The 24,139-nt window shown below is 59.3% G+C and carries 29 protein-coding genes and 1 pseudogene; 19 read left to right on the top strand and 11 right to left on the bottom strand.

The annotated features are described in order from the left end of the window. From SO058_RS09395 to SO058_RS09360, 8 genes are all read left to right on the top strand, one after another. Window positions 1-185 (top strand): hypothetical protein (locus SO058_RS09395; RefSeq protein ID WP_320842737.1); only part of this gene is annotated, 185 nt, incomplete at its 5' end. Then, window positions 151-1,059: a protein translocase subunit SecF gene (gene secF / locus SO058_RS09390; RefSeq protein WP_320842736.1), complete on the top strand. Its 909-nt coding sequence runs from the start codon at window positions 151-153 to the stop codon at window positions 1,057-1,059. The genes SO058_RS09395 and secF, both read left to right, overlap by 35 nt. Before the next feature lie 114 nt (window positions 1,060-1,173). Then, a complete protein-coding gene (locus tag SO058_RS09385; RefSeq protein ID WP_320842735.1) occupies window positions 1,174-1,965 on the top strand; it encodes a sugar phosphate isomerase/epimerase family protein in 792 nt (263 codons plus the stop codon). 83 nt (window positions 1,966-2,048) lie between these two features. Continuing rightward, the gene (gene nrdR / locus SO058_RS09380) at window positions 2,049-2,504 is read left to right on the top strand and encodes a transcriptional regulator NrdR (protein ID WP_320842734.1); all 456 of its coding nucleotides are present in this window, start codon (window positions 2,049-2,051) and stop codon (window positions 2,502-2,504) included. Window positions 2,505-2,776: 272 nt separating this feature from the next. Next, window positions 2,777-3,796, top strand: coding sequence for a methionine ABC transporter ATP-binding protein (locus SO058_RS09375; protein WP_320842733.1), 1,020 nt, complete (start codon window positions 2,777-2,779; stop codon window positions 3,794-3,796). After that, window positions 3,783-4,445 (top strand): methionine ABC transporter permease, encoded by a 663-nt coding sequence (locus SO058_RS09370; protein WP_320842732.1) that lies wholly within the window; start codon window positions 3,783-3,785, stop codon window positions 4,443-4,445. Before SO058_RS09375 ends, SO058_RS09370 begins: the two co-directional genes overlap by 14 nt. A 31-nt stretch (window positions 4,446-4,476) precedes the next feature. Further along, window positions 4,477-5,304: a MetQ/NlpA family ABC transporter substrate-binding protein gene (locus SO058_RS09365; RefSeq protein WP_320842731.1), complete on the top strand. Its 828-nt coding sequence runs from the start codon at window positions 4,477-4,479 to the stop codon at window positions 5,302-5,304. A gap of 62 nt (window positions 5,305-5,366) precedes the next feature. Continuing rightward, window positions 5,367-7,121, top strand: coding sequence for a WG repeat-containing protein (locus SO058_RS09360; protein WP_320842730.1), 1,755 nt, complete (start codon window positions 5,367-5,369; stop codon window positions 7,119-7,121). 77 nt (window positions 7,122-7,198) lie between these two features. On the opposite strand, the gene SO058_RS09355 is transcribed toward SO058_RS09360, so the two are convergent. Next, window positions 7,199-7,354, bottom strand: coding sequence for a hypothetical protein (locus SO058_RS09355; RefSeq protein ID WP_320842729.1), 156 nt, complete (start codon window positions 7,352-7,354; stop codon window positions 7,199-7,201). Window positions 7,355-7,445: 91 nt separating this feature from the next. On the opposite strand from SO058_RS09355, the gene SO058_RS09350 reads away from it, so the two are divergent. Next, window positions 7,446-7,679, top strand: a complete 234-nt coding sequence (locus SO058_RS09350) for a helix-turn-helix domain-containing protein (RefSeq protein WP_320842728.1) — start codon at window positions 7,446-7,448, stop codon at window positions 7,677-7,679. A gap of 36 nt (window positions 7,680-7,715) precedes the next feature. Here the strand turns inward: SO058_RS09350 and fabD are convergent, their stop codons facing one another. Next, window positions 7,716-8,633 (bottom strand): ACP S-malonyltransferase, encoded by a 918-nt coding sequence (fabD, locus tag SO058_RS09345; RefSeq protein WP_320842727.1) that lies wholly within the window; start codon window positions 8,631-8,633, stop codon window positions 7,716-7,718. 146 nt (window positions 8,634-8,779) lie between these two features. Here fabD and SO058_RS09340 point away from each other — a divergent pair, with 146 nt between their 5' ends. The 10 genes and pseudogenes from SO058_RS09340 to acpP all read left to right on the top strand — a co-directional run bounded on the left by SO058_RS09340 (window position 8,780) and on the right by acpP (window position 16,909). Continuing rightward, a complete protein-coding gene (locus SO058_RS09340; protein ID WP_320842726.1) occupies window positions 8,780-9,769 on the top strand; it encodes a beta-ketoacyl-ACP synthase III in 990 nt (329 codons plus the stop codon). A gap of 15 nt (window positions 9,770-9,784) precedes the next feature. Next, window positions 9,785-10,732, top strand: coding sequence for a nitronate monooxygenase (locus SO058_RS09335; protein ID WP_320842725.1), 948 nt, complete (start codon window positions 9,785-9,787; stop codon window positions 10,730-10,732). 13 nt (window positions 10,733-10,745) lie between these two features. Beyond that, window positions 10,746-11,474 (top strand): 3-oxoacyl-[acyl-carrier-protein] reductase, encoded by a 729-nt coding sequence (fabG, locus tag SO058_RS09330; protein WP_320842724.1) that lies wholly within the window; start codon window positions 10,746-10,748, stop codon window positions 11,472-11,474. Window positions 11,475-11,494: 20 nt separating this feature from the next. Beyond that, on the top strand, window positions 11,495-12,724 hold the full coding sequence (gene fabF / locus SO058_RS09325; RefSeq protein WP_320842723.1) for a beta-ketoacyl-ACP synthase II: 1,230 nt from the start codon (window positions 11,495-11,497) through the stop codon (window positions 12,722-12,724). 1 nt (window position 12,725) lies between these two features. After that, window positions 12,726-13,187: an acetyl-CoA carboxylase biotin carboxyl carrier protein gene (gene accB, locus SO058_RS09320; RefSeq protein ID WP_320842722.1), complete on the top strand. Its 462-nt coding sequence runs from the start codon at window positions 12,726-12,728 to the stop codon at window positions 13,185-13,187. A 12-nt stretch (window positions 13,188-13,199) separates the two neighbouring features. Further along, window positions 13,200-13,625, top strand: a complete 426-nt coding sequence (gene fabZ / locus SO058_RS09315) for a 3-hydroxyacyl-ACP dehydratase FabZ (RefSeq protein ID WP_320842721.1) — start codon at window positions 13,200-13,202, stop codon at window positions 13,623-13,625. 13 nt (window positions 13,626-13,638) lie between these two features. After that, a pseudogene (gene accC / locus SO058_RS09310) lies at window positions 13,639-14,984 on the top strand (acetyl-CoA carboxylase biotin carboxylase subunit). 17 nt (window positions 14,985-15,001) lie between these two features. Continuing rightward, window positions 15,002-15,874 carry an acetyl-CoA carboxylase, carboxyltransferase subunit beta gene (gene accD, locus SO058_RS09305; protein ID WP_320842720.1) on the top strand — a complete coding sequence of 291 codons (873 nt, stop codon included), beginning with the start codon at window positions 15,002-15,004 and terminating at the stop codon, window positions 15,872-15,874. After that, window positions 15,871-16,680, top strand: coding sequence for an acetyl-CoA carboxylase carboxyl transferase subunit alpha (gene accA / locus SO058_RS09300; protein WP_320842719.1), 810 nt, complete (start codon window positions 15,871-15,873; stop codon window positions 16,678-16,680). Before accD ends, accA begins: the two co-directional genes overlap by 4 nt. Before the next feature lie 4 nt (window positions 16,681-16,684). After that, window positions 16,685-16,909, top strand: coding sequence for an acyl carrier protein (gene acpP / locus SO058_RS09295; protein WP_320842718.1), 225 nt, complete (start codon window positions 16,685-16,687; stop codon window positions 16,907-16,909). Between the two features lie 45 nt (window positions 16,910-16,954). Here the strand turns inward: acpP and SO058_RS09290 are convergent, their stop codons facing one another. The 9 genes from SO058_RS09290 to SO058_RS09250 form a co-directional block, all read right to left on the bottom strand. Further along, entirely contained in the window at window positions 16,955-17,428 is a 474-nt protein-coding gene (locus SO058_RS09290) for an immunoglobulin-like domain-containing protein (protein WP_320842717.1), read from the bottom strand. Between the two features lie 92 nt (window positions 17,429-17,520). After that, window positions 17,521-18,552 carry a DUF4179 domain-containing protein gene (locus tag SO058_RS09285; RefSeq protein WP_320842716.1) on the bottom strand — a complete coding sequence of 344 codons (1,032 nt, stop codon included), beginning with the start codon at window positions 18,550-18,552 and terminating at the stop codon, window positions 17,521-17,523. Further along, window positions 18,521-19,015 carry an RNA polymerase sigma factor gene (locus SO058_RS09280; RefSeq protein WP_320842715.1) on the bottom strand — a complete coding sequence of 165 codons (495 nt, stop codon included), beginning with the start codon at window positions 19,013-19,015 and terminating at the stop codon, window positions 18,521-18,523. Before SO058_RS09280 ends, SO058_RS09285 begins: the two co-directional genes overlap by 32 nt. A gap of 99 nt (window positions 19,016-19,114) precedes the next feature. After that, window positions 19,115-19,330, bottom strand: a complete 216-nt coding sequence (locus SO058_RS09275) for a DUF1653 domain-containing protein (RefSeq protein WP_320842714.1) — start codon at window positions 19,328-19,330, stop codon at window positions 19,115-19,117. Further along, a complete protein-coding gene (locus tag SO058_RS09270) occupies window positions 19,330-19,716 on the bottom strand; it encodes a RidA family protein (RefSeq protein ID WP_320842713.1) in 387 nt (128 codons plus the stop codon). The genes SO058_RS09275 and SO058_RS09270 overlap by 1 nt, the downstream gene beginning before the upstream one ends. 33 nt (window positions 19,717-19,749) lie before the next feature. Continuing rightward, window positions 19,750-21,576 carry a translational GTPase TypA gene (gene typA, locus SO058_RS09265; RefSeq protein ID WP_320842712.1) on the bottom strand — a complete coding sequence of 609 codons (1,827 nt, stop codon included), beginning with the start codon at window positions 21,574-21,576 and terminating at the stop codon, window positions 19,750-19,752. Between the two features lie 144 nt (window positions 21,577-21,720). Then, window positions 21,721-22,260: a manganese efflux pump MntP gene (locus SO058_RS09260; protein WP_320842711.1), complete on the bottom strand. Its 540-nt coding sequence runs from the start codon at window positions 22,258-22,260 to the stop codon at window positions 21,721-21,723. A gap of 173 nt (window positions 22,261-22,433) precedes the next feature. Beyond that, window positions 22,434-23,126: a class II aldolase/adducin family protein gene (locus SO058_RS09255; RefSeq protein WP_320842710.1), complete on the bottom strand. Its 693-nt coding sequence runs from the start codon at window positions 23,124-23,126 to the stop codon at window positions 22,434-22,436. A 22-nt stretch (window positions 23,127-23,148) separates the two neighbouring features. Then, entirely contained in the window at window positions 23,149-24,135 is a 987-nt protein-coding gene (locus SO058_RS09250; RefSeq protein WP_320842709.1) for a transketolase family protein, read from the bottom strand. Between the last annotated feature and the right edge of the window lie 4 nt (window positions 24,136-24,139).

Below are 24,139 nucleotides of genomic sequence, written 5' to 3'. Positions count from 1 at the left end.
CAAAACTGCAAAGGGCTGTGGTTGGAACCTTTCTTGAACCATCTTGTGGTAGGAGGGTGCAACCAATCCACAGCATCCCTTACAGTGTAGCACAGCCCTTGGAGAGGGGCTTTAATAACTACTACTCTATAATACAAGGAGGAGATATTCATGAAAGCCAAGTTTCCCATTTTGAAAAACTTTAAGATTTTCGGCATCATCTCCATCCTGCTGTGCGCGACCGGTCTGGTCGGCCTGCTGGCACTGCCGTTCGGACAGCAGCTGTTCAATCTGGACATCGACTTTGCCGGCGGCACCGAGATGGAATTTAATATGAAGCAGCAGGTCACGCAGGATCTGACCAACGAGATCGACACGCTGTTTAAGGACACCACGGGCGTCGACCCCTCTTCGGTCACGTCCTCGGGCGACAAGAACGAGCAGGTGATCATCCGCTCGACATCGATCGATTCGGAGACCCGCGCCAAGGTCATCAAGGCCATGCAGGACAAGTACAGCCTGACTGACGACGACCTTTACAACAGCGAGGACGTTTCGGCTTCGGTCGGCAACGACCTGAAGACCGCCGCGTTTGTCTGTGCGATCGTTGCGATTATCCTGATGCTCATTTATATCACGATCCGCTTTGAGCTGACCTCTGGCCTCGCGGCTGTCTGCTGCCTGGTGCACGATCTGCTCATCATGCTGAGCGTGTATGTGATTTTCCAGCTTCCGCTCAACCAAAACTTTATCGCGGCCGCGCTGACCATTCTCGGTTATTCGATCAACGCGTCGATCATCGTGTTTGACCGTATCCGCGAAAACCTGCGCACCGCGCGCAAAGAGCCGTTTGAGGAAGTGGCCGAGCGCAGCGTCTGGCAGACGATGGGCCGTACTATCAACACCACGCTGACCACACTGTTCACCGTAGGCATGATTTTCATTCTGGGCGTTTCGTCGCTCAAGGAGTTCACGCTGCCGCTGATCATTGGCATTTTGGCGGGCGCGTATTCCTCGATCTTCCTGTCGGCGTCCCTGTGGGCGTTCTTCCGCAAGAAGTTCCGCAAAAAGCGCGTATAATTTATGAAAAACGGCGGGTAACCGCCGTTTTTCTGTTCCATGCGCGGGAAACCGTGGTATAATAAACGAGGATGCTGTGGCATCCTCGTTTTTTTGGATTGGAGGGACGTTTTGATGCGTCTTGGAATTTCGACCGCCTGCTTTTACCCGCAGCCGCTGGAGGAGATCCTGCCCGTGCTGGCCGGATTGGGCGTACATGCGGTAGAGGTGTTTTTTAATACGGAAAGCGAGTTTTCGTCCACATTTACCGCGGATCTTGCCGCGGAAGCGCGCCGGTGCGGGCTGGACATTGTTTCAGTGCATCCCTATACCTCGCTGATGGAAGGGATGATGCTGTTTTCCGACTACCAGCGCCGCACCGAGGACGGTATGCAGCAGTACCGGCGATATTTTGAGGCTGCGGCCGAGTTGGGCGCGCGCTTTCTGACCTTTCATGGAGAGCGCGACATGGGGCGCGCGGACGATGAAGCGCGCTTTCAACGTAAATGCGAGCAGTATCATAAGCTGTGCGCGCTGGCCGCTGCCTGTGGGGTCACGCTCGCGCAGGAAAACGTGGCGTGGTGCCGCTCGAACGACCCGGCGTTTGTGCGCGCCCTATACGAGAACGTCCCCGAGCTGCGCTATACGCTTGATATCAAGCAGGCGTTCCGCGCGCGACGGGATTGGCGCGAGTTTGTAGACGTGATGGGCGACCGCCTTGTGAACGTCCACATCAACGACTTCGGCCATGGCCAGAGCTGTCTGCTGCCCGGCGCGGGCGAAATGGATTATGCGGACTTTTTCCACCGTCTGCGCAGCCTTGGCTATAATGGCCATACGCTTATTGAGGTCTACCGCTCCAATTTCACAACGGTGGACGAGATGGCGCGGGCGGTTGCCCATTTGCGGCATTTCGTACCCGTGTGACGGATGGTTGACTTTATGTGACAACATGTGGTATACTTAACAAAGTTAAACACAATATTATAGGATTGCAAGGGAGAACCTCTATGAAATGTCCGTTTTGCGGCTACGGAGACAGCAAGGTCGTCGACTCCCGTCCGACCGATGAGGGAACAAGCATCCGTCGCCGGCGCGAATGCCTCAAGTGCCTCAAGCGATTCACCACGTATGAAACCGTCGAGCGTATCCCGCTCATGCTCATCAAGCGGGACGGCACCCGCCAGGCTTACGATCGCCAGAAGCTTTTGAACGGCCTGATGAAAGCCTGTGAAAAGCGTCCCGTGTCCCTGATGCAGCTGGAGCAGATCGTGGACGCGGTCGAACAGCAGGTGTTCGGCACGCTCGAAAGCGAAGTTTCGTCCAAAAAGATCGGTGAGCTTGTCATGGATCAGCTCCGCGAGGTGGATGAAGTGGCCTATGTGCGCTTTGCTTCGGTCTACCGCCAGTTTAAGGATATTAACACCTTTATGGAAGAGCTTAATACGCTGATCAAGGAAAAATAAAAAAGCGCTTGACAAATTTGCGTGAGTGGTCTAAACTAAAAACCACATAAGCGATATACTATCGAAATCGTAGGAAAAGGAGGAAAACCATCATGACCAAGCTGATGCGAATGTACCATGGTTTTGCTCGTTTTGCTGCCGCAACGGGACGAATGTGTCCCTTGTGAGCCGACGGGCCGCTTTCCATGCGGTTTTTCGGGATTTTGCAAATAAGACGAGCGGAAAGCGAACATACGCTTTCCGCTTTTATTTTGAACAAAGGGGGAAGCGATTTGGAACAGGACGTGATCGTTCGTATCCGGGGCCTGAACAAAACGTTCCGCGGCAAAGCGGGCACGGTGGTCGCGCTGGACGGCATCGATCTGGACATCCGCCGGGGCGAGGTGTTCGGCATCATCGGGCTTTCGGGCGCGGGCAAATCGACACTCGTTCGCTGCATCAATTTTCTGGAGGAGCCGACCGAGGGCACGGTCGAGGTGGATGGGCAAGAGCTTGGAAAGCTGTCCAAACGGGAACTGCTGGCCGCGCGCCGCAAAATGGGCATGATATTCCAGCAGTTCAACCTGTTGCAGCAGCGCACCGCGCTGCAAAACATCTGCTTTCCGCTCGAGATCGCGGGAACGCCCAAAGCGGAGGCGGAAAAGCGCGCAAGGGAGCTGCTCGAGATCGTCGGGCTGACCGAACGGGCGAACGCATACCCATCGCAGATGTCGGGCGGACAGCAGCAGCGCGTGGCGATCGCCCGCGCGCTCGCAACCAATCCGGGCATCCTGCTGTGCGACGAGGCGACCTCGGCGCTCGACCCGACAACCACGCGGTCGATCCTCTCGCTTTTAAAGGAGATCAACAAAACGCTGGGCATCACGGTTGTCATCATCACGCACGAAATGGCGGTCATTGAGGAAATATGCCAGCGTGTGGCCATCATTGACGCGAGCCATATCGCAGAGGTCGGCACGGTCGATCAGGTGTTCACCCGGCCGCAGTCCGCGATGGCAAAGCAGCTCATCTATCCGGACGGCGAGCGGAACCGTCTTGCCACAGGCAAGCGCTACTGCCGCATCGTGTTCGACGGCAATTCGTCGTTTGAGCCGGTCGTCTCCAATATGGTGCTCGAGTGCAAGGCGCCGGTCAACATCATGTTTGCCGACACTAAGGATATCGACGGCAAGGCCTATGGCCAGATGATTCTCCAGCTGCCGGACGACGAGCGCGCCGCCAAACGCGCGCTGGCCTATCTCGAGACGCAGAACGTGCATGTAGAGGAGGGGGACGCGCATGATTTCACCTGAACTTTGGGGCCTGATTGGGCAGGGCATTCTGGAAACGCTGTATATGGTCCTGGTTTCGACCATCGCCTCCTATGTGATCGGCCTGCCGCTCGGCCTGCTGCTCGTTGTGACGGATAAAGGCGGCGTGCGTCCGATGCCCGCGCTGAACACGGTCGTGGGTACGGTCGTCAACATCCTGCGGTCGATCCCGTTTTTAATTTTAGCCGTGCTGTTCATGCCGGTCACGCGGGCCATCATCGGTACGACGATCGGCACGGGCGCAACCATCGTCCCGCTGACCATCGCGGCCGCGCCCTATATCGCGCGCATGGTGGAAAGTTCGATCAAGGAGGTCGGCTTCGGCGTGATCGAGGCTGCGCAGTCCATGGGGGCGAGCCCGTGGCAGATTGTCACCAAGGTGCTCGTGCCCGAGGCTAAGCCCTCGCTGTTGGTCGGCGCGGCGATCTCCATCGTCACCATTTTAGGCTATTCGGCCATGGCCGGGTTTATCGGCGGCGGCGGCCTCGGCGCGATTGCGCAAAACTACGGCTATAACCGCAACCAGACCCCGCCGATGATCGTCACGGTTATCTTGCTTGTCATCATCGTGCAGGTTTTCCAGACCATCGGCCTGTGGCTGTCCAAAAAGCTGGACAAACGAAACCGTTAATACTTTTGAGAAGATAAAGGAGAGAAGACACATGAAGAAGAAACTCGCACTTGTTTTGGCAGGCGCTTTATGCCTGTCCGCGCTCGCCGCCTGCGGCAGCGGAAACGATCAGGCCGCCGGCAAGGATCTTGAGACCATCAAGGTGGGCGCGTCGCCCACGCCGCATGCCGAAATTTTAAACGCCGCGAAGGATATCCTCGCGGAAAAGGGCTATGATTTGCAGGTCATTGAGTTTACCGATTATATCCAGCCTAACGTCGCGCTGAACGACGGCGAACTGGACGCAAACTACTTCCAGCACGAGCCGTATCTAAAGAAAAAATGCGAGGAAGAGGGCTATAAGCTGGCGAGCGCCGCTGATATGCACTACGAGCCGTACGGCCTATATCCCGGAAAGACCAAGACGCTTGACGCGATTCCGGACGGCGGCACGATCGCCGTACCGAACGACGATACCAACGAGACCCGCGCGCTTCTGCTATTGCAGGACCAGGGGCTGATCAAGCTCAAGGACGGCATCGACGCGACCAAGTCCGCGACCGTGCTGGACATTGTGGAGAACCCGAAAAACCTGACCATCAACGAGCTGGCCGCCGAGCAGATCCCGCGCTCGCTGCAGGATGTCGATATGGCGGTCATCAACGGCAACTACGCGCTGCAGTTTGACCTGAACGTAAACGATGATGCGGTCGCGGCCGAGTCCGAGCAGTACGGCGCGGTGTACGTCAACGTCATCGCGTGCCGCGAGGGCGAAGAAGGTTCGGATAAAATTAAGGCGCTGGTGGACGCGCTGCATTCGGATACGGTCAAGCAGTTCATTGATGAGACGTATCAGGGCGCGGTCGTGCCGGTGTTTTAAGAATTGGGACAAACAGCAAAAAGGAAGCCTTTGGGCTTCCTTTTTGTATATAACGCACAAGTTTGGGTGAGGTTGACAGCAACGGATTATATGATTGGGCGGGCCAGTTCAGCGAGGGGGTCGCGGTCGTCGGTTTGCTCAAGACGGTGACTTATGACGAGGGCACGGAATTTGAAAGCACGGCGGACTATTATGAATTGTACCTGCTCAGCGAAAACGGCACGGCCAAGACGCTGGTGCGGGACGATCCGTGGTCGGGCGCGTCGCCGATGGAGTATGAGGCTGAGCCTATCGTAGGTACGACGATCGAGTCGGCGGGCTATACATGGTTCTGCCAGAACGGGGTGCTCAATGTCAACGGCACGCCTTTTGACACGGACGGAAACGAGATCAAAGTCAAGGGCGCGCTGGACGATCAGGATATCGATTATTACGAGATGACCGGCCCGTGTGTCGGCGGCGTGATCCCGATGTATGGCGGCAGCGCGGTGGAAGACGGCGGACAGGCGTTCTATATGGATAAAAACGGCAACATCACCCGCAAGTTCCCGCGTTACAGCGAAAGCCATATCACAAGGGTCTATGCGCCGGAGCAGGACCGCATTGTCGCCTGCAAGGGCGGCTACGATGATAACTGGGAATGGGTCGGCGGCTTTGGTGCGATGGACATGAGCGGTAACTGGGTCATCCAGCCTGTTTACGACAACTTCCGCTATATGATGAGCGGCAGATTTTTCTGCGACGGCCTGTGGACGGTGCAGGACAGCACTGGCAGATGGGGCGCTGTCGATAAAAACGGCAATGTCGTCATTCCGCTGCAGTATGAGGCGATGAACAGCTTTTCCGAGGGCATGAGCGCAGTGAAAAAGGACGGCGCGTTTTTCTATATCGACCTGACAGGCAAGCGGTATTCAATCGGCGCGGTCGCGGGCGGCGCGGTCTCCAAGGCGGACGCGGCCTCGATGATGAGCGACGGCGTGGCCCCGGTCTATGTTGCGGCGGACGGGAAAGCCTACTGCGTGCAGAACGTGCCCAAGAACGGCGTGCTGCCCGCAATCGAGGGAACGCAAAACCTGGCGCGCGAGGTCTATTTCCCGGACTACGAAGAGGGTTCGGACGAGATTGGTACGCTGATCGCGGTCGGCGACATTATTGCGGTCAAAGAAAGCGGGAAATGGGGCTTTTCCAAGCTGACATTCCACCTCGATTTGCCCGATGAGAGCGCGATGGATAAATGGGCATACGACGAGGTGTGCAAAGCCATCGAAGCCGGACTGGTTCCCAACAGCCTGCAAAACCAGTACCGTTCAAACATCACGCGCGCGGATTTCGCGCTGCTGCTGACCGAGGTCGCGACCACAATCACAGAAAAGGATCTGGAAACATTGGTCAAGGATGCGACGGGCAAGGATCTGGACACGCTCGAAAAAGCGGCGCCGTTTACCGATACCAGAAGCACTGCCGTGATCGCGGCGAACGCGCTGGGCATCCTGAAAGGCACCGGCAACGGCAAGTTTGAGCCATATGCGACTATCAGCCGCCAAGACGCGGCGACCATGCTGCTTCGCGCGGCGACCGCCATTAAGGCGGACGCGATGGAGGGCTGGGGCGATAAAATCGCCGCGGCGAACGTACAGTTTGACGACGGCGCGGCTTTCTCAGGCTACGCCAAGGAAGCCATTCAGGTCATGGCGGCGCTCGACGTGATGAAGGGCACGGGCGCAAACAAGTTTTCGCCCAAGGAAACCTACACGCGCCAGCAGTCGTTTATGACGGTCTACCGCCTGATGACGCAAATCCTCGATAAGGCGGCGTGAGCAATAGATAAATAAAAAACGCTCCGGGTTTGCCCCCGGAGCGTTTTTGGCTGAAAGGACGTTTCGCTGGCGCCCTTTTACTGTTTTGTCTGCTTTTCTTCATCGCTCTCCATCAGCATACGGGAATAGCGCAGTTCATTTCGGGAAAGCACGCCGTCGATTTGACGCTGCACGTCTTTTTCCAGCCGGTCCACGTCGGCCAGCAGTTGTTTGTAGAGGTTTTCATAATCCATGGCGCTTTCTCCTTGTTGTTCTGTGTATGGTACAAGTATAACATGGCGATACTCCTATAATCAAGTTAAAGTTCTATATATGGAGCAACGCATGAAGAGAGTAACACCGAATACCCGTCACATCGGGGAAAAAATTGCGGAGTACCGTTTAAAAAATAATTGGTCACAGGCAGACTTAGCTGCACAGCTTCAGCTGTATGGCTGTGACCTGACCCGGGAGGCGGTCGCTAAGATGGAGATTGGCTACCGGACGGTTTCGGTTTTTGAACTGGACTGCTTGGTCGAGGTGTTCGGCATCACGTATAATGATTTGTTCGCAAAATAGCAAAGCGCCGTGCAAACGCACGGCGCTTTCTCTTTGTTATTCCGCGGCAGCCTCGACGCCCGCCATGTCTGAAACCGGCTTGCAGACCAGTTCCTTGCTGATCTTGCCGGCAAAGCCGGTGAGCGTTTTTCCGGGGCCAACCTCGCACGCGGTCGCGAGTCCGGCCGCCATGCCATGCGCCACGAGCGCTTTCCAGCGCACGGGGGAGACCATGTGTTTTTCCAGATGCGCGGGCATGTCGTCCGTGCGAAGCACCTGACCGTCCAGATTGGAGTAAATATCCATTGTGGGCGCGGAGAACGTGAAATCGGATACGAACGCGCGAAGCTCGGCCGCGGCCTTTGCCATCAGCGGCGTGTGGAACGCGCCGGACACCGCGAGCGGGACCGCGCGGCGCGCGCCCGCGGCTTTGCAGTTTTCAATGGCCTGCTCAAGCGCCCCCCGCTCGCCCGCGATGACGAGCTGGCCGGGGCAGTTGTAGTTGACCGGAAGCACGATGCCGTCCGTCACCTTGGCGCACGCCTGCTCGACCAGCGCGTCGTCCAGCCCGAGCACGGCGGCCATACCGCCGTCGATGGAATCGGCGGCCTGCTGCATCAGCTTGCCGCGCATGGAGACGATCTTCACGCCGTCCGCAAGCGAAACCACGCCAGCCGCCGCAAGAGCCGTGTATTCGCCGAGCGAAAAGCCCGCGCAGGCCTTGAACGTCACGCCTGCCTCGCGCAGCGCGGCGAGTGCGGCCATCGAGTGCGTGAAAATGGCGATCTGGCTGTTTTCCGTGCGGGAGAGCGTGTCCTTATCGCTCTCGAAGCAGAGCCCCGCAACGTCCATCCCCGCGCCCTCGCTGGCTTCTTCAAACACTGCTTTCGCCGCCGCGCTGTTTTCAAAAAGCTCCTTGCCCATGCCCGGCGACTGCGCACCTTGGCCGGGGAAAAATGCAAAGCCGTATTCCATCGTTTTCGCGCCTCCAAACGCGCCAACCTTTGGGAAAAGGTTGACAATTTCATTTCCTTTTATTATAATAGATAAGGATTACTTTGTCAATCAAACTATTGTCGCTTTTCCACGGATTTGGGAGAGCGATTTCAATTTTGAGGAGCGTGGCTATCATCAACAGTAAACTGATTGGAATCGGCTCATATGTGCCGGATTTTGTGCTGACCAACGATATGCTGGAGCAGCTTGTCGACACGAACGACGAGTGGATCGTCAAGCGCACGGGTATCCGGGAGCGGCATATCGCCAAGGGCATGCGCACATGGGAACTTGGCTTCAAGGCCGCAGAGCGCGCGCTTCAAAACGCGGGCATTACGGCGGACAAGCTCGATATGATCATCGTCACCACCTGCTCGCCGGATTTCTATTCGCCGATCGAGGCGAGCGTCATCCAGGAAAAACTGGGCGCGAAGTGTGCGGCGATGGATCTCAACACCTGCTGCTCGGGCTTTGTATATGCGTCCGACGTGGCGGACAGCTTTATCAAATGCGGCAAGGCGAAGACCGTGCTCGTCATTTCGGCGGAAACGCTTTCCCGCGTGACCGACTATACTGACCGCGGCACTTGCGTGCTGTTGGGTGACGGTGCGGGCGCGGTTGTCTATGCCGCGACCGAGGAAACGGATAAAGGCATCCTGTCCTCGTATACCTCGTCGGACGGTTCGGGCGCGGAATACTTGTATATGGAAGCGCTGCCGCTCGAGGAAGACCCGCTAAAGGCCGACCGATCCTACGACCAGTCCAAGCGGTTCCTCAAAATGGCGGGCGCACCGGTCGTGCGGTTCACGGCGTGGGCCGTGCCGCAGGCGATCGACGAGGCGCTGCATCGTGCGGGGCTGGAAGCGTCGGACATCGATTGGGTGGTGCCGCATCAGGCCAACCTGCGCATCCTCGATGTGATCGCCAAGAAATACAATCTGCCCATGGAAAAGATCTATGTCAACCTCGACCGCTTCGGCAACACCTCGTCGGCCAGCATCCCGCTGGCGCTTGACGAAATGCGGCAAAAGGGTATGCTGCACGAGGGGCAGACCATCGTGTGCACCGGCTTTGGCGGCGGACTGACGTTCGGCGCGTTTGTCATAAAACTATAAGGGGGAGCTTTCTTTATGAATACCAAAATCACCAAGCTGCTCGGCATTGAATACCCGGTCGTTCAGGGCGCAATGGCCTGGATTGCGGACGGCGTGCTGGCATCGTCGGTCTCGGCCGCGGGCGGCCTCGGCATTATCGCGGGCGGCGCGGCACCGGTCGACTATATCCGTGAACAGATCCGCTATGCGCGCTCAAAAACGGACAAGCCGCTCGGCATGAACATCATGCTGCTTTCCCCGAATGCGGACGATCTCGCGCAGCTTGCCATCGATGAAAAGATCGAGGTGCTGACCACGGGCGCGGGCAACCCGGGCAAGTACATGGAAATGTGGAAGAACGCGGGCATCAAGGTGATGCCGGTCGTCGCTTCCGTGGCGCTGGCCAAGCGCATGGCGCGCGCGGGCGCGGACGCGGTCATCGCGGAAGGCATGGAGGGCGGCGGCCACATCGGCGAAGCCACCACCATGAGCTTGCTGCCGCAGGTGGTAGACGCGGTCGATGTCCCGGTCATCGGCGCGGGCGGCATCGCGGACGGACGCGGCATGGCGGCGGCGCTGCTGCTGGGCGCTGAGGGCGTGCAGTGCGGCACCGTGTTTTTGGCGACGCCCGAATGCCAGATTTCCGATAAATATAAGGAGCTTGTCCTCAAGGCGAGCGATATTTCGACCGTCGTCACCGGCCGGCCGTCCGGGCATCCGGTGCGCGCGCTCAAGACCCCGCTGACGCGCAAATGCCTGGAGCTGGAAAAGGAAGTGAGCGAGCAGTCGCTTGAGGAGATCGAGGCGGCGACCGCCGGCTCGCTGCGCAAGGCCGTGCAGGATGGCAATTATGAGGAAGGCACGTTTATGTCCGGCCAGATCGCGGGCATGCTGGGTGAACTTCGCCCCTGCGCGCAGGTGCTGCGTGAAATGACCGCGGGAGCCGAGGAACTGCTGAAAAACGCTTATAAGCGCTTTGAATAAGGAGAAACAGTCGATGGGACTTGCAATTGTAACCGGCGGCTCGCGCGGCATCGGCGCGGCCATTGCCGAAAAGCTGGCCGCGCGCGGCCATGATATCGTCATCAGCTGCGCGTCGAGCGTGGACAAGGCGGCGGCGGTCGCGGAAAAGTGCCGCGCGCATGGCGTCAAGGTCGTCGCCAAGCAGTGGGATGTGGCCGATTACGCCGCGTGCGAAGCGGCGATGAAAGAGATTAAGGAAGAGCTGGGTGTGCCGTCCATCCTGGTGAACAACGCGGGCATCACGCGCGACGGCCTGCTCGTCCGCATGAAGCCGGACCAGTTCGAAGCGGTCATCTCTACCAACCTCAAGGGCACGTTCAACATGCTGCAGCTCGTAGGCGCGATGATGATGCGCGCCAAGGCGGGAAGTATTGTAAACCTCTCAAGCGTGGTCGGCATTTCCGGCAACGCGGGGCAGGCAAACTATTCGGCCTCCAAAGCGGGCGTGATCGGCCTGACCAAGTCGGCCGCCAAGGAATTGGGCGCGAGAGGCGTGCGCGTAAACGCGGTCGCCCCGGGCTTTATCGAGAGCGATATGACCGATGTGCTGCCTGAAGAGGTCAAAAACGGGATGCTCAGCCAGATTGCAATGAAACGCTGCGGCCGTCCGGAGGAGATTGCGAACATCGTCGCGTTCCTCGCGTCGGACGAGGCCTCCTACATCACGGGTCAGGTTATTGTCGCCGACGGCGGCATGATTTGACGGAAAGGGGACAGGGATATATGGAACGAGTAGTCATCACCGGCATGGGGGCCGTTACCCCGGTCGGCAACGATGTAAAAACCTTTTGGGAATCGCTCAAGGCCGGCAAGTGCGGCATCGGGCCGATCACCAAGTTTGACGCAAGCGAATTCAAGGTCAAGCTTGCCGCCGAGGTCAAGGATTTTGACGTGGAGCAGTATATTGAAAAGCGCGAGGCGCGCCGCATGGATGAAAACTGCCAGTTCGCGCTCGCGGCGGCGCAGCAGGCGGTCGATCAGGCCGGGCTGAAAGAGGGCAATTTTGACCCATTCCGTACCGGCGTGATTTTCGGTTCGGGCGTGGGCGGCCTGCACGTGACTGAGATCGAAATTCCCAAGCTCAATGAAAAAGGCCCGGGGCGGGTGTCCCCGCTGTGCATCCCAGAGATGATCGCCAACATGGCGGCGGCCTATATTTCGATGCGCTTTGGCTTCAAGGGCGAGAATTTCGCCCCCGTTTCCGCCTGCGCAACCGCCAACCACGCTATTGGCGAGGCCATGCGCGCCATCCGTCACGGCTATCAGGACATCGTCGTCTGCGGCGGCACGGAAAACGGCATCATCCCGATCTCGATGGCGGGTTTCCAGAATATGAAAGCCGTGCATACGGGCGACGATCCGGCGTGCGCGTCCGTCCCGTTCGACGCGCGCAGAAGCGGGTTCGTCATGGGTGAGGGCGCGGGCTGTCTCGTGCTTGAAAGCCTGAGCCATGCCAAGGCGCGCGGCGCGGAGATCCTGGCCGAGGTCGCGGGCTACGGTGCGTCGGGCGACGCATACCATATCACCAGCCCGGATCCGTCGGGCGAGGCGGCGAGCCGCGCCATCCTGGGCGCGATCACAGACGCGGGGCTGACTCCGTCGGACGTTGACTATGTCAACGCGCATGGCACCTCGACGCCGCTCAATGAGAAATATGAGACCACCGCGCTCAAAAAGGCGTTTGGAGACGCGGCGTACAAGGTGAAAGTATCCTCGACCAAGTCGATGACCGGCCACCTGCTGGGCGGCGCGGCCGCGGTGGAAGCGGTCGCGTGCGTCATGGCCATCCGCGACGGCGTCGTACCGCCCACGATCGGCTATAAAGAGCCCGACCCGGACTGCGATCTGGATATTACGCCCAACGAGGCGGTCAAAATGCCGGTGAACGTGGCAATTTCCAACTCGCTTGGCTTTGGCGGGCACAACGCGACAGTCCTGTTTAAGAAGGTGTAACATGGAAATCAACGAACTGGGGCAGCTTGCCATCGAGCTGATGGACGCCCTAAAGGATAAAAAGCTCGGCGAGGTCGAGATCAAGCTGGGCGACGCGCGCATCACGGTCAAGGCGGCAAAGCCGGCTCCGGTGATCGCGTCCACGCAGCAGGCTGCCGCGTCGGCAGCGCCGGCGGCACAGGCCGTCGCGGCAGAAACGGCCGCCCCGGCGGAGGAACTGCCCGCGGGCACGCCGGTCGAGGCGCCGCTGGTCGGCGTGTTCTACTCTTCACCCGCGCCGGACGCGCCACCGTTCGTGCTGGTTGGCCAAAAGGTGAAAAAGGGCGATACGCTGTTCATCATCGAGGCCATGAAGACGATGAACGAGATCAAGTCGCCGTGCGACGGCACGGTCGTGCGCATTCTGGCGCAGCCGGGCGATATGGTCGAATACCATCAGACGGTCGTCGTCATCGAAGAATAAGGGGGCGTCAATATGCTGAATAAAGAGCAGATCATGGAGATCCTCCCGCACCGTCCGCCGATGCTGCTGGTCGACGAGATCCTTGAAATGGACGAGACGCACGCGGTCGGCACGCTGCATCTGACCGGCGACGAGTTTTTCTTCCAGGGGCACTTTCCGGGAAACCCCATCATGCCCGCGGTGTTCCGGCTGGAGGCGCTCGCGCAGGTGGGCGGCGTGGCGCTGCTGTCCATTCCGGAGTTCAAGGGCAAAACGGCGGTCTACACCGGCATCGACAAGGCCAAATTCCGCGCCATGGCAAAGCCGGGCGACACGCTGCGGCTCGAGGTGAAATTCGTCAAGCGCCGCGGCCCGATGGCGGTCGCCGAGGCGGTCGCTTACGTGGATGGGCAGAAGGCCGCCGAAGCCGAGATCAAATGCATGGTCATCACGGACTGAGGCGGGAGAAAACATGTTTCAAAAGGTACTCATAGCGAACCGCGGCGAGATCGCGGTCCGTATTATTCAAGCGCTGCGCGATCTGGGCGTCGTGTCGGTGGCGGTCTATTCCGAGGCCGACCGCGAGGCGCTGCACGCGCAGATCGCGGACGAGGCGGTATGCATTGGCCCCGCCCGCGCGGCCGACAGCTATCTCAATATGGACAATATTATATCGGCCGCGCTCGCGTCCGGCTGCCAAGCGATCCATCCGGGCTTCGGCTTTCTATCCGAAAACCCCGTGTTTGCCGAGCTGACGACCGAGGCTGGGCTGGCTTTCATCGGGCCGACCGCCGAGACCATCCGCCTGATGGGCGATAAGGCCGAGGCCAAACGCAACGCGATCGCAGCGGACGTGCCCGTCGCGTTGGGGACGGACGGCGCGGTCGCGGACTTTGACGAGGCGGCGCGCGAAGCCGAACGCATCGGCTATCCGGTCATGCTCAAAGCGGCTTCGGGCGGCGGCGGCAAGGGCATCCGTGTGGCGGAGACGCCGGACGAATTGCGCGCGGCATACGATAACGCCGCGTCCGAGGCAGAGGCTAACTTTGGCGACGGGCGGCTGTACATGGAGCGCTATATCCACAACCCGCGGCACATCGAAGTGCAGATACTGGGCGACCAGTTCGGCAACGTCGTGCATCTGTTCGAGCGCGAATGTTCGGTGCAGCGCAGGCATCAAAAGCTGATCGAGGAAGCGCCGTCGGCATTTGTGGACGAAGCGCTCCGCGCGCGCATGACCCGCGCCGCGGTCGATCTGGCAAAGCGCGTCGGCTACCGGAACGCGGGCACGATCGAGTTTCTGTCGACAGCCAAAAGAATTTCTATTTCTGTGAGATGAACACGCGCATCCAGGTCGAGCATCCGGTCACTGAGCAGGTCACCGGCGTTGATCTTGTGTGCGAGCAGATTAGGGTCGCGGCGGGCGAGCCGCTTTCGTTCACACAGGACGAGCTTACGCTTCGCGGACACGCGATCGAATGCCGCATCAACGCCGAGGACCCGTCGCGCGGCTTCGCGCCATGCCCGGGGACGCTGTTGTCCATGCACCTGCCGGGCGGCCCGGGCGTGCGGATGGACACCGCCGCCTATCAGGGCTACACGATTCCGCCGTTTTATGATTCGATGATCGGCAAGCTGATCGCTTACGGCGCCGACCGGAAGCAGGCGATCGCCCGCATGCGGCGCGCGCTTGCCGAAACGCTTTTCGAGGGCGTGACGACCGGAACCGACTTCCAAATGCAGATTCTTCGCTCCAAAGCGTTCGAGGACGCGGATTTCCACGTTAACTCGATCGCGGACGGCGATTTTGACCACTAAGAAAGGGGGGAGCCCGTATGGGACTGCTCGACCTGTTTCAAAAGACCCGCGAGACCTCTATGGATATGAAGCCGCAGGACACGGACGGCGTTAAGGTCGTCACCTGCAAAGGCTGCGGGGCGGAGATCAAGGCCTATGCTTATGGGAAAAACCTATATGTCTGCCCGCACTGCGGACGCTACGGCCGTCTGCTCGCGCGCACGCGCATCCGGCAGATCGCGGATAAGGACACGTTCCGGCCGCTGTTTGAAAACCTTGCGCCCGCCGACCCGATCGGTTTTCCGGGCTATGCTGAAAAAACAGCGCAGCTTTCGGAAAAGGTCGGCATGAACGACGCGGTGGCGACCGGCGTGTGCAAAATCGGCGGCACTGAAACTTGCCTCGGCGTGATGGACAGCCATTTTCTAATGGCGTCTATGGGCTCGGTCGTCGGCGAAAAGCTGACGCGCCTGTTTGAATATGCGACTGAAAAGGGGCTTCCCGTCGTGCTGTTCACCGCATCCGGCGGCGCGCGGATGCAGGAGGGTATGTTTTCGCTTCTGCAAATGGCTAAGGTTTCCGCGGCCGCCAGACGGCATTCGGACGCGGGGCTTTTATACGTCACCGTGCTGACCGACCCGACGACAGGCGGCGTGACCGCATCGTTCGCCATGCTGGGCGATATCATCCTCGCAGAACCGCGCACGACCATCGGTTTTGCCGGGCGGCGCGTCATCGAGGGCACGATCGGCGAAACGCTGCCCGAAGATTTTCAGTCGTCCGAGTTCTTGCTTTCGCATGGCTTCTGTGATAAAATAGTTCCGCGCAATCAGCTGAGGAGCACGCTGGACAAACTGCTGAAACTGCACCGCCAGCCCAAACCCGGCAAAAGGCAGGTGTGGAACCAATGACGACGGCTTCTGAAAAAATGCGTATCATCCACGACCCCAAGCGCCCCGTGGCTGATGAATATATCGCCGAGCTGTTCGACGATTTTATTGAGCTACACGGCGACCGCTTCTATGCGGAAGACCATGCGGTCTGTGCGGGCATCGCCACGTTCTGCGGCACGCCGGTGACCGTCATCGCGCTGCGCAAGGGCAAGACGACAGAGGAAAACCTTGCCGCCAACTTCGGTATGGCGCATCCTGAGGGATACCGCAAGGCGCTCCGGCTGGCGCATCAAGCTGAAAAATTCGGCCGTCCGGTGATCTGCTTTGTCGATACGCCGGGCGCGTTCTGCGGCGTGGGCGCCGAGGAGCGCGGACAGGGCGAGGCCATCGCCCGGTGCCTATATGAATTTATCGAGCTTCGCACGCCGGTCATTTCTATTGTGACGGGCGAGGGCGGCTCGGGCGGCGCGCTTGCGCTGGCCGTGGCCGACCGGGTGCTGATGCTGGAAAACGCGCTGTATTCGGTGATTTCGCCGCGCGGCTGTGCTTCCATCCTGTGGAAAGACCCGACGCGCGAGGCCGAAGCGGCCGACACGCTCAAGATCACGGCGGACGACCTCTATGCGTTCGGCATGATCGAGGGTATCGTGCCTGAGGGCGCTTCCAACACCCATATCTACCGCAACCTGAAGCGCGCCATCGGCGAAATGCTCACCGAGTTGGGCGCCGAGCCGGATATGGACACGATGTTGCAAAAACGGTATGAAAAGTTCCGTAAAATCGGAGTTTTCAGAAATATGAATCAAGAAACTGAAGGAGTGTAACCCCATGTTTGAAAAAATCTGCGAGCTGCTGGCCGATAAGTTTGACGCCGACGCTTCCACCATGACCATGGACACCAAAATTAAGGAAGACCTGAACGCCGACTCGCTCGACGTGGTCGAGCTGATGATGGATCTCGAAGAGAACTTCGGCATCACGATCTCGGACGAGGAAGCCACCCAGATGAGCACGATCGGCGATATCGTCAAGTATATCGAAGCGCACCAGTAATCTGTGTATCACATAAAAAATCCGGGACATTTGTCCCGGATTTTTTTATTCCGTCAGTGAAAATTCCGCGCTGATCTGCGCGGGCGGTGTATCATCGGTGCTCTGCGCCTCATAGATGCTGCGCACGATACGGTAGCTGCCGGGAGGTAGGGGATCGAACCAGTCAAGCTCCAGCACGTCGTCTTGGGACACCTCGAGAAGATCGTGCGTGCCGCAAAAGCCGACATCCGCAAACTCGACTTTTTGCCAGCCGTCCTCCGTTTTAGCCTCCAGCCGGGGAACAGGGGAGATTTCAAGCGCCTCGCCGCTGTCGTTTACGACGGTGTATGCGATGCGCTCATCCGAAGCCGAAAAGCTGTCTGCTGGCAGCTCGATGCGGAGCGGTTCGGGCTCATCGGTAGAACTGAGCATCGCAGGATCGGTATCCGCGGGATCGATCGTATTAGTGTCCGCTTGCGTACCGCAGGCGGCAAGCGCGAACGGGAGCAGCAGGCAGGCAAAAGCAAGAAAACGTTTCATCAGGCACCACCCTTTCCATGTTCTGCCTATTAGACGCAGGTGGAGGGCGGAGGTTCCATGCCGCAGAAACTCTCGTCCTCACAAGGAAAGGGTTACTGTGCCGCGTCCAAACGAAACGTCACGCGCCAGTTGCCCTCGATCAGGGTGTCTGAGGTGGCCAGATCGCCGGTTGCCATACAGCCCGCGAGATCCTCATACGCCATGTCATATACGAATTCGTCATAGGATAAGCCAGCCTCGTGGTCTAGGTGCGAAATGGTGTAGGCCGGTTCGATCTCCTCTCCGTCTGGCGCAAAGAGCTGGAACCAAGCGTGATTGTCATACACCTTGTGGGTGCGGTACTGCAGGTGAAGCTGACCGTCCCGATATCCGGCGGCAACAAGGGAAAACACGCCGTCCTCGCTCTCCCAAAGCGTGCCCTGCGGGACAAGGAAGGGGTAGTTTGAAGACATATCGAACCCGGGCTCGCTCAGATAGCTGCCGCCGCTGGGCGAATGCTCCTCTGTCGGCGGGTCGAGCGGCACATCTGGCAGTCCGGCGGCGACCAGAATACCGTCCATATCCTGCCGTCCGGTCAGAAGCTGGCGCACGGAAAAGGTGTATTTGCCGCTTTGGAAACGCTCCCCGTCCATGTTGGAGATCTCAATCAAAAAAGTTGCGGTGCGCGTTTCGGTATCATATTCGATCGCCGTGCAGCCGCCCGACTGCCCGCTGCGCACCGGATAATGCAAGGAATAGCTGTCAAACAAATCGAGTGTGCCGTCAAAGCGGTCGCCGGCGATATCCTGCATGGTAAGGTAGACGCCTGCGGTGTCATCCTTGACGAAAGCGGACACCACCTCCATTTTCACGCCGTTGTCCTCACAGGATTTGTTGACCGGCATAAAAAACTGCGCGGTGGCGGGAGACAACGTATAGAGTACCTCGTAGATCCCCGGCACGTTTGCGGCGAGCGCGGGCGTGCCGCAGCCGATTAGCAGCGCGGCCGCCGCGCAAATGGCCACGGTACGGTGCAGCCTGCGCTTGGGACGCCTGTGCTGCGCCATTTGGGCGAGCGTATCCTCAAGCAACGCATCCCCGGGCGCGATCTGTTCATTCAGTTTGCGGTAGCGTGTCTCGAACATCGTCGAACTCTCCTTTCAGCATTTCGCGAAGCTGCTGTCGAGCGCGGGTCAACCGCGTGCGCACGGTGGACGGCTTTTCTCCGGCAATCCGCGAGATTTCTTCAGCAGAATAGCCCTCGAAATAAAATAGGTGTACTGCCGCGCGGTATTTGGGCGGCAGGCGGCGCAGCGCCTCGTCGAGCGCGCTGTCCTCAGGCGCAGGGAACGGGATGCGGTCGTCAAGCGGGACGTTACGCCGCCAGCTGGCGCGCCAGTGGCTTTTGAGGCAGTTGAGCGTGACCCGGAGCAGCCACGCTTTTTCGTGGCGCTCGGTCTCAAACGCCGGCCTTGCCCGCACAACGCGCAGGAAGACCTCCTGGAAGATATCGTCCGCGTCGCTGCGGCTGCGGGTCTGCGCGTAAGCCAGCCGGTATACCATCTCGCCGTATACCCGCACGAGCTGCTCGGGTGTTTTATTTTCCAACCGCTTCGCCTCCTTTCTATAGGGAATACGCGCGGGAAATACCAAATGCTACAAAGGAAAAAAGAAAAGCTGCCGCAATATTTCATGCAGCAGCTTGGTTCATTTGCCGAGATAGGCAAAGCGCGGGCCGTGGTAGCCATCCCGCTCCACCAACTCGTCCCACATCGCAGCCGGACGCACCCAGAGTCCGCGCTCGCCGTACAGCGCGCGGTATACGATCAGCTCTTCCAGCGTTTCCGAGTGACGGGCAATGCCGACGACCTCGTACTCACCGCCCTTGAAGTGCCGGTACCGGCCGGGCTTGACGGTTGCCATCAGCCTTGTACCGCGATGACCTCGACCTCTACCTTGGCGCCGAGCGGCAGCGCGGCGACCTGCACGCACGACCTGGCAGGCGGGTTTTCGGGGAAGTATTTCGCATAAACGCCGTTGAATGCGGCGAAGTCGTTCATATCGGACAGGAAGCAGGTGGTCTTGATGACGCGGTCAAAGCCGACGCCGGCCTGCGCCAGCACCATTTTCAGATTGTGCATGACCTGCTCGGTCTGCTCCTCGATGGTGGAGGCGACGATCTTGCCCGCTTTCGGGTCGATCGGTACCTGGCCGGAGGTATATACGGTGCCGCCCGAAACGACAGCCTGGGAATACGGGCCGACCGCCGCGGGGGCGAGTTCGGTGTACAATACTTGCTTGAGTGCCATGAGAAAAAACTCCTTTTTCCGATTAAAATTAACTTATTTCTTGCCGCCCTTGACCTTTTTCAGGCGTTCGGTATTCGACAGGATCTTCTTGCGGATGCGCACGCTCTCGGGCGTGATCTCGAGCAGTTCATCGTCGCCGAGGAACTCGAGCGCGGCTTCAATAGACATCTGGCGCGGCGGGATGAGACGCAGCGCGTCATCCGAACCAGAGGCGCGGGTGTTGGTCAGCTGCTTTTTTTTGCAGATGTTGACCGCCATATCCTCGCCGCGGGGGTTTTCGCCGATGACCATACCCTCATAGACCGGCGTGCCCGCTCCAATGAACAGCGTGCCGCGCTCCTGCGCGTTATAGAGGCCGTAGGTGATGGACTCGCCCGACTCGAACGCGATCAGCGAGCCGGTCTGGCGCTTGGAGATTTCGCCGCGGTACGGCTGATAGCTGTGGAAGACCGAAGACAGGACGCCTTCGCCCTTGGTGTCGGTTAAAAACTCGGTGCGGTAGCCGAACAGGCCGCGCGCCGGAATCAAAAATTCCATACGCATGCGGTCGGCGCCCTTGGGGTTCATCGAGACTAGTTCGCCCTTGCGGCTGCCCATCTTTTCCATTACCGCGCCGACCGCTTCCTGCGGCACATCGGCGATCATGCGCTCGACCGGCTCGCATTTCTGCCCATCGATCTCACGGAACAACGCTTTGGGCGCGCCAACCTGGAATTCATAGCCCTCGCGGCGCAGGTTTTCGATCAGGATGGACAGGTGCATTTCGCCGCGGCCGCACACGCGGAACGCATCGGTCGTGTCGGTCTCGTTGACGCGCAGCGAAACGTCCTTCAAAAGCTCGCGGAACAGGCGCTCGCGCAGGTGGCGCGAGGTGACGAACTTGCCCTCGCGTCCGGCGAACGGCGAGTCGTTGACCGAAAAGGTCATCTCGACAGTCGGCTCGGAGATCTTGACGAACGGCAGCGCTTCGACATGATCGGGGTCGCACAGGGTCTCGCCGATGGTGACGTTCTCGATGCCCGAGAAGCAGACGATCTCGCCCGCTCTGGCCTCGTCCGCCGGCTGGCGGTCCAGCTCCTCAATGGTGTAGAGCGTGACGATCTTGGCGTTATATGGGTCGATGTTGCCGTGGTAATCGCACACGGTGACGGGCTGGCCGACCTTAAGCGAGCCGCGCTCGATGCGGCCGATGCCGATGCGGCCGACGTATTCGTTATAGTCGATCGAGGAGACCAGCATCTGCGCCGGGCCGTCCGTGTCGACCTGCGGAGCGGGGATGTGCTCCAAAATCTGCTCGAAGAGCGGAGTCAGGTCGGTGCCGTCGATGTTCGGACTCATCGAAGCTGTGCCCGCGCGGCCGGAACAGTAAACGATCGGGCTGTCAAGCTGTTCGTCGGTCGCGTCGAGGTTGAGCAGGAGCTCGAGCACCTCGTCGCCGATCTCGTTGAGGCGCGCGTCCGGGCGGTCGATCTTGTTGACCGCGATGATGATTTTATGGCCGAACTCCAGCGCCTTTTGCAGCACGAAGCGGGTCTGGGGCATCGGGCCCTCGGCCGCGTCGACCAGCAAGACAACGCCGTCAACCATCTTGAGGATACGCTCGACCTCGCCGGAAAAATCGGCGTGTCCCGGTGTATCGACAATATTGATCTTCACGTCCTTGTAGTGCACGGACGTGTTTTTGGCGAGGATAGTGATGCCGCGCTCGCGCTCGATGTCGCCCGAGTCCATGACGCGCTCCTCAACCACCTGGTTCTCGCGGAACGAACCGGCCTGCTTGAGCATCTGGTCGACCAATGTGGTCTTGCCATGGTCGACGTGGGCAATGATCGCGATATTGCGTAAATCGTTACGTACCATATTTTAACCTCCAAAAATGGGCATTTTCACACGAATACTATTATACTGTGTTTTCCCCCGCATTTCCAGCCATGATATACTCAAAAATGAGGTTTTTATATCGGCAAAAACTGTGGGAATTTGCGGCATTCTACAGAAACGGGGTCAAAAGAACAGTTCGCCTGCGCCGAGCACGATCATAATAATGCCCGAGATCCGCTCGAGCCGCCTGCCGCTGACGACCACGCCCGCGCGCAGCCCCATGCGGTTGCCAAGACCGACTGTCACGACGCTGGCCAGCCCAACCGCGACCGCAGCGGGCAGAGGGGAAACGCCGGTCAGCCCAGCGCCGAACGACAGAGCGAGGCAGTTGACCGCGAGCGCGAGTCCGAGCACGAAGCCCTCGCGAAGCGGCAGTGCACCGGATTCGGGGGAGGCATCGGGCGCGTCCCCGTCGTGCGCGGAAAGCGCGCGCACGCCGAGCGCGATGATGAGCAGGCCGCCTACGACCCCGGCTGCGCGGACGTAGTGGGTAAACAGTGAGGCAAACGCACAGCAGACAAAAGTCGCCGCCGCGCTTAGAAGCCCAATCAGCACATTGCAGAAAGCGGTGACGCGGCGGTTTTGCAGGCCATATGCCATGCCGAGGAACAGGTTGTCAAGATTTGCCGAAACGCTGAGGAGCAGCGCGGACAAGATATGCATAAGTATTCCCTCCTGGATTTCTCTTAAGTCAGACTATGGAAAAGAACGCCGGAGGGTGCGGCGAAACAGAAAACCCCGAAGCCAGAAGGCTTCGGGGTTTTTATGCAAAAGGGGTGCGGCGCACAGCATGCGCCGTGCGCCGCGGAGGGGATAGGGGTGAAAAACGCCGGAGGTCAGTCCAGCCGTTTTACCAGGTCTTCGGGGATCGTCGCAGTGCCCTGCCCATAATAGCTGAACACATCGACCATCTGCTGGATCTGCGCGTCGCTCATCTGCTTGGTCTCGCCGTTCGGCGATGCGGCGCGCGCGGCCAGATAGCATTTGGCGGCTTCTTCCAGATAGACGGCGGCGTACAGCGCTTGGTTCAGATCCTTGCCGCAGGTCATCACGCCGTGCTGTGACAGAATGACCGCGTGGCCGTTGCCGATATACTTGACGGTATCGACGCCCATGTCGATTGAGCCGGCCGCCGAATACGGCGTGATCGGCACGTTGCCTCCCGCCGCATTGGCGAGCGCTGTGATGCACACACGGAACTCGGTCAGTCCGGGGATGAGCGAGATCGCGGTCGCATAGGGCTGGTGGGTGTGGATAACGGCATTGATATCCGGCCGCTCGCGCAGGATGTGCAGGATGGCGGGGGTATCGGAGGAGGGCTTGCGCGTGCCCTCGATGACCTTGCCGTCCAGATCCATGACGATCATATCGTCCTCGACCATTTTTTCATACATCATGCCCGAGGGCGTGACGAGGATCTCGCCCGACGGCATGCGGACGCTTAGGTTGCCGCAGGTCAGCGAGACCAATTCATAACGGTCCAGCATCATGCCGGCTTCGATGATCTCTTTTTTCATTTCGGAAAACATGGCGTTCCCTCCTTAAACAGCGTTATACCTCGAGGAAATCCACGAAACGGACTTCGTCCAGATCCTTTTCCTCGATACCGAGCGTTTTGCCGGTCAGCTCTTCGACAGCGCCGACCAGATGCATCGCGTCGATGCCGTATTTTTTCATCAGGTACATTTTGGACGCGCCGTGTGGATAACCGGGCAGGCCGATCTTCACCAAGCGTTTTCCAAGGCCGTTTTCGGCGATCACGTCCGCCACCGCGGTGCCCAGGCCGCCGATGTCCAGATGGTTTTCGATGGTGACCACGCCGTATTTGCTCTTTCGGATGGCCTCGACGATAGTCGGGTCGGTGAACGGCTTAAGTGTGGAGACGTGCATGTGCTGCACAGATACGCCCTTATCCTTGAGCACGGCGGTGGCGCGCATGGCTTCTTCGGTGCAGATGGAGGAGGAGAGCAGCACGATATCGTTGCCCTCGGAGAGCACGCGGGCACGGTTAAACTGCATGGGCTCATTCGCCGGGAACAGGCGCGGTACCTCCTTGCGGAGCATGCGGATGTAGACCGGGCCGTTCTGGGCATAGGCCAGGTCGAGCACGCCCTCGATCTCGGTTGCGTCGCCGATATCGAAAATGGTCATGTTGGGCACGGTGCGCAGAACGCCCACGTCGTTGACCGACTGGTGGGTGACGCCGCCCGGCGTGGTGATGCCAGGCACAAAGCCGACGAATACGACCGGCAGGTTGGGATAGGCCACGCTCATTTCTAGCTGGTCGAGGATACGGCGGTATAGGAACACCGCGAACGTGTGCAAGAACGGGCGGTAGCCCTCGCGCGCCATGCCGGCGGCCCAGGAACACATGTTCTGCTCGGCGATGCCCATGGTCAGGTAGCGGTCGGGATAGACTGCGCGGAACTTTTTCACCTCGCACGAGGAACCCAGATCGGCCGACATAACGACGACTTCGGGATGCTCCGCGGCGAAGCGGATCATATTTTTCTCATGCGTATTGACTTCGATTTTCATTCGG

It is taken from the genome of Agathobaculum sp. (genome assembly GCF_034098985.1).
Taxonomy (GTDB): Bacteria; Bacillota; Clostridia; order Oscillospirales; family Butyricicoccaceae; genus Agathobaculum.
Note: the sequence above shows the minus strand (reverse complement) of the source record. Positions and strands in the feature narration are given on the sequence as shown.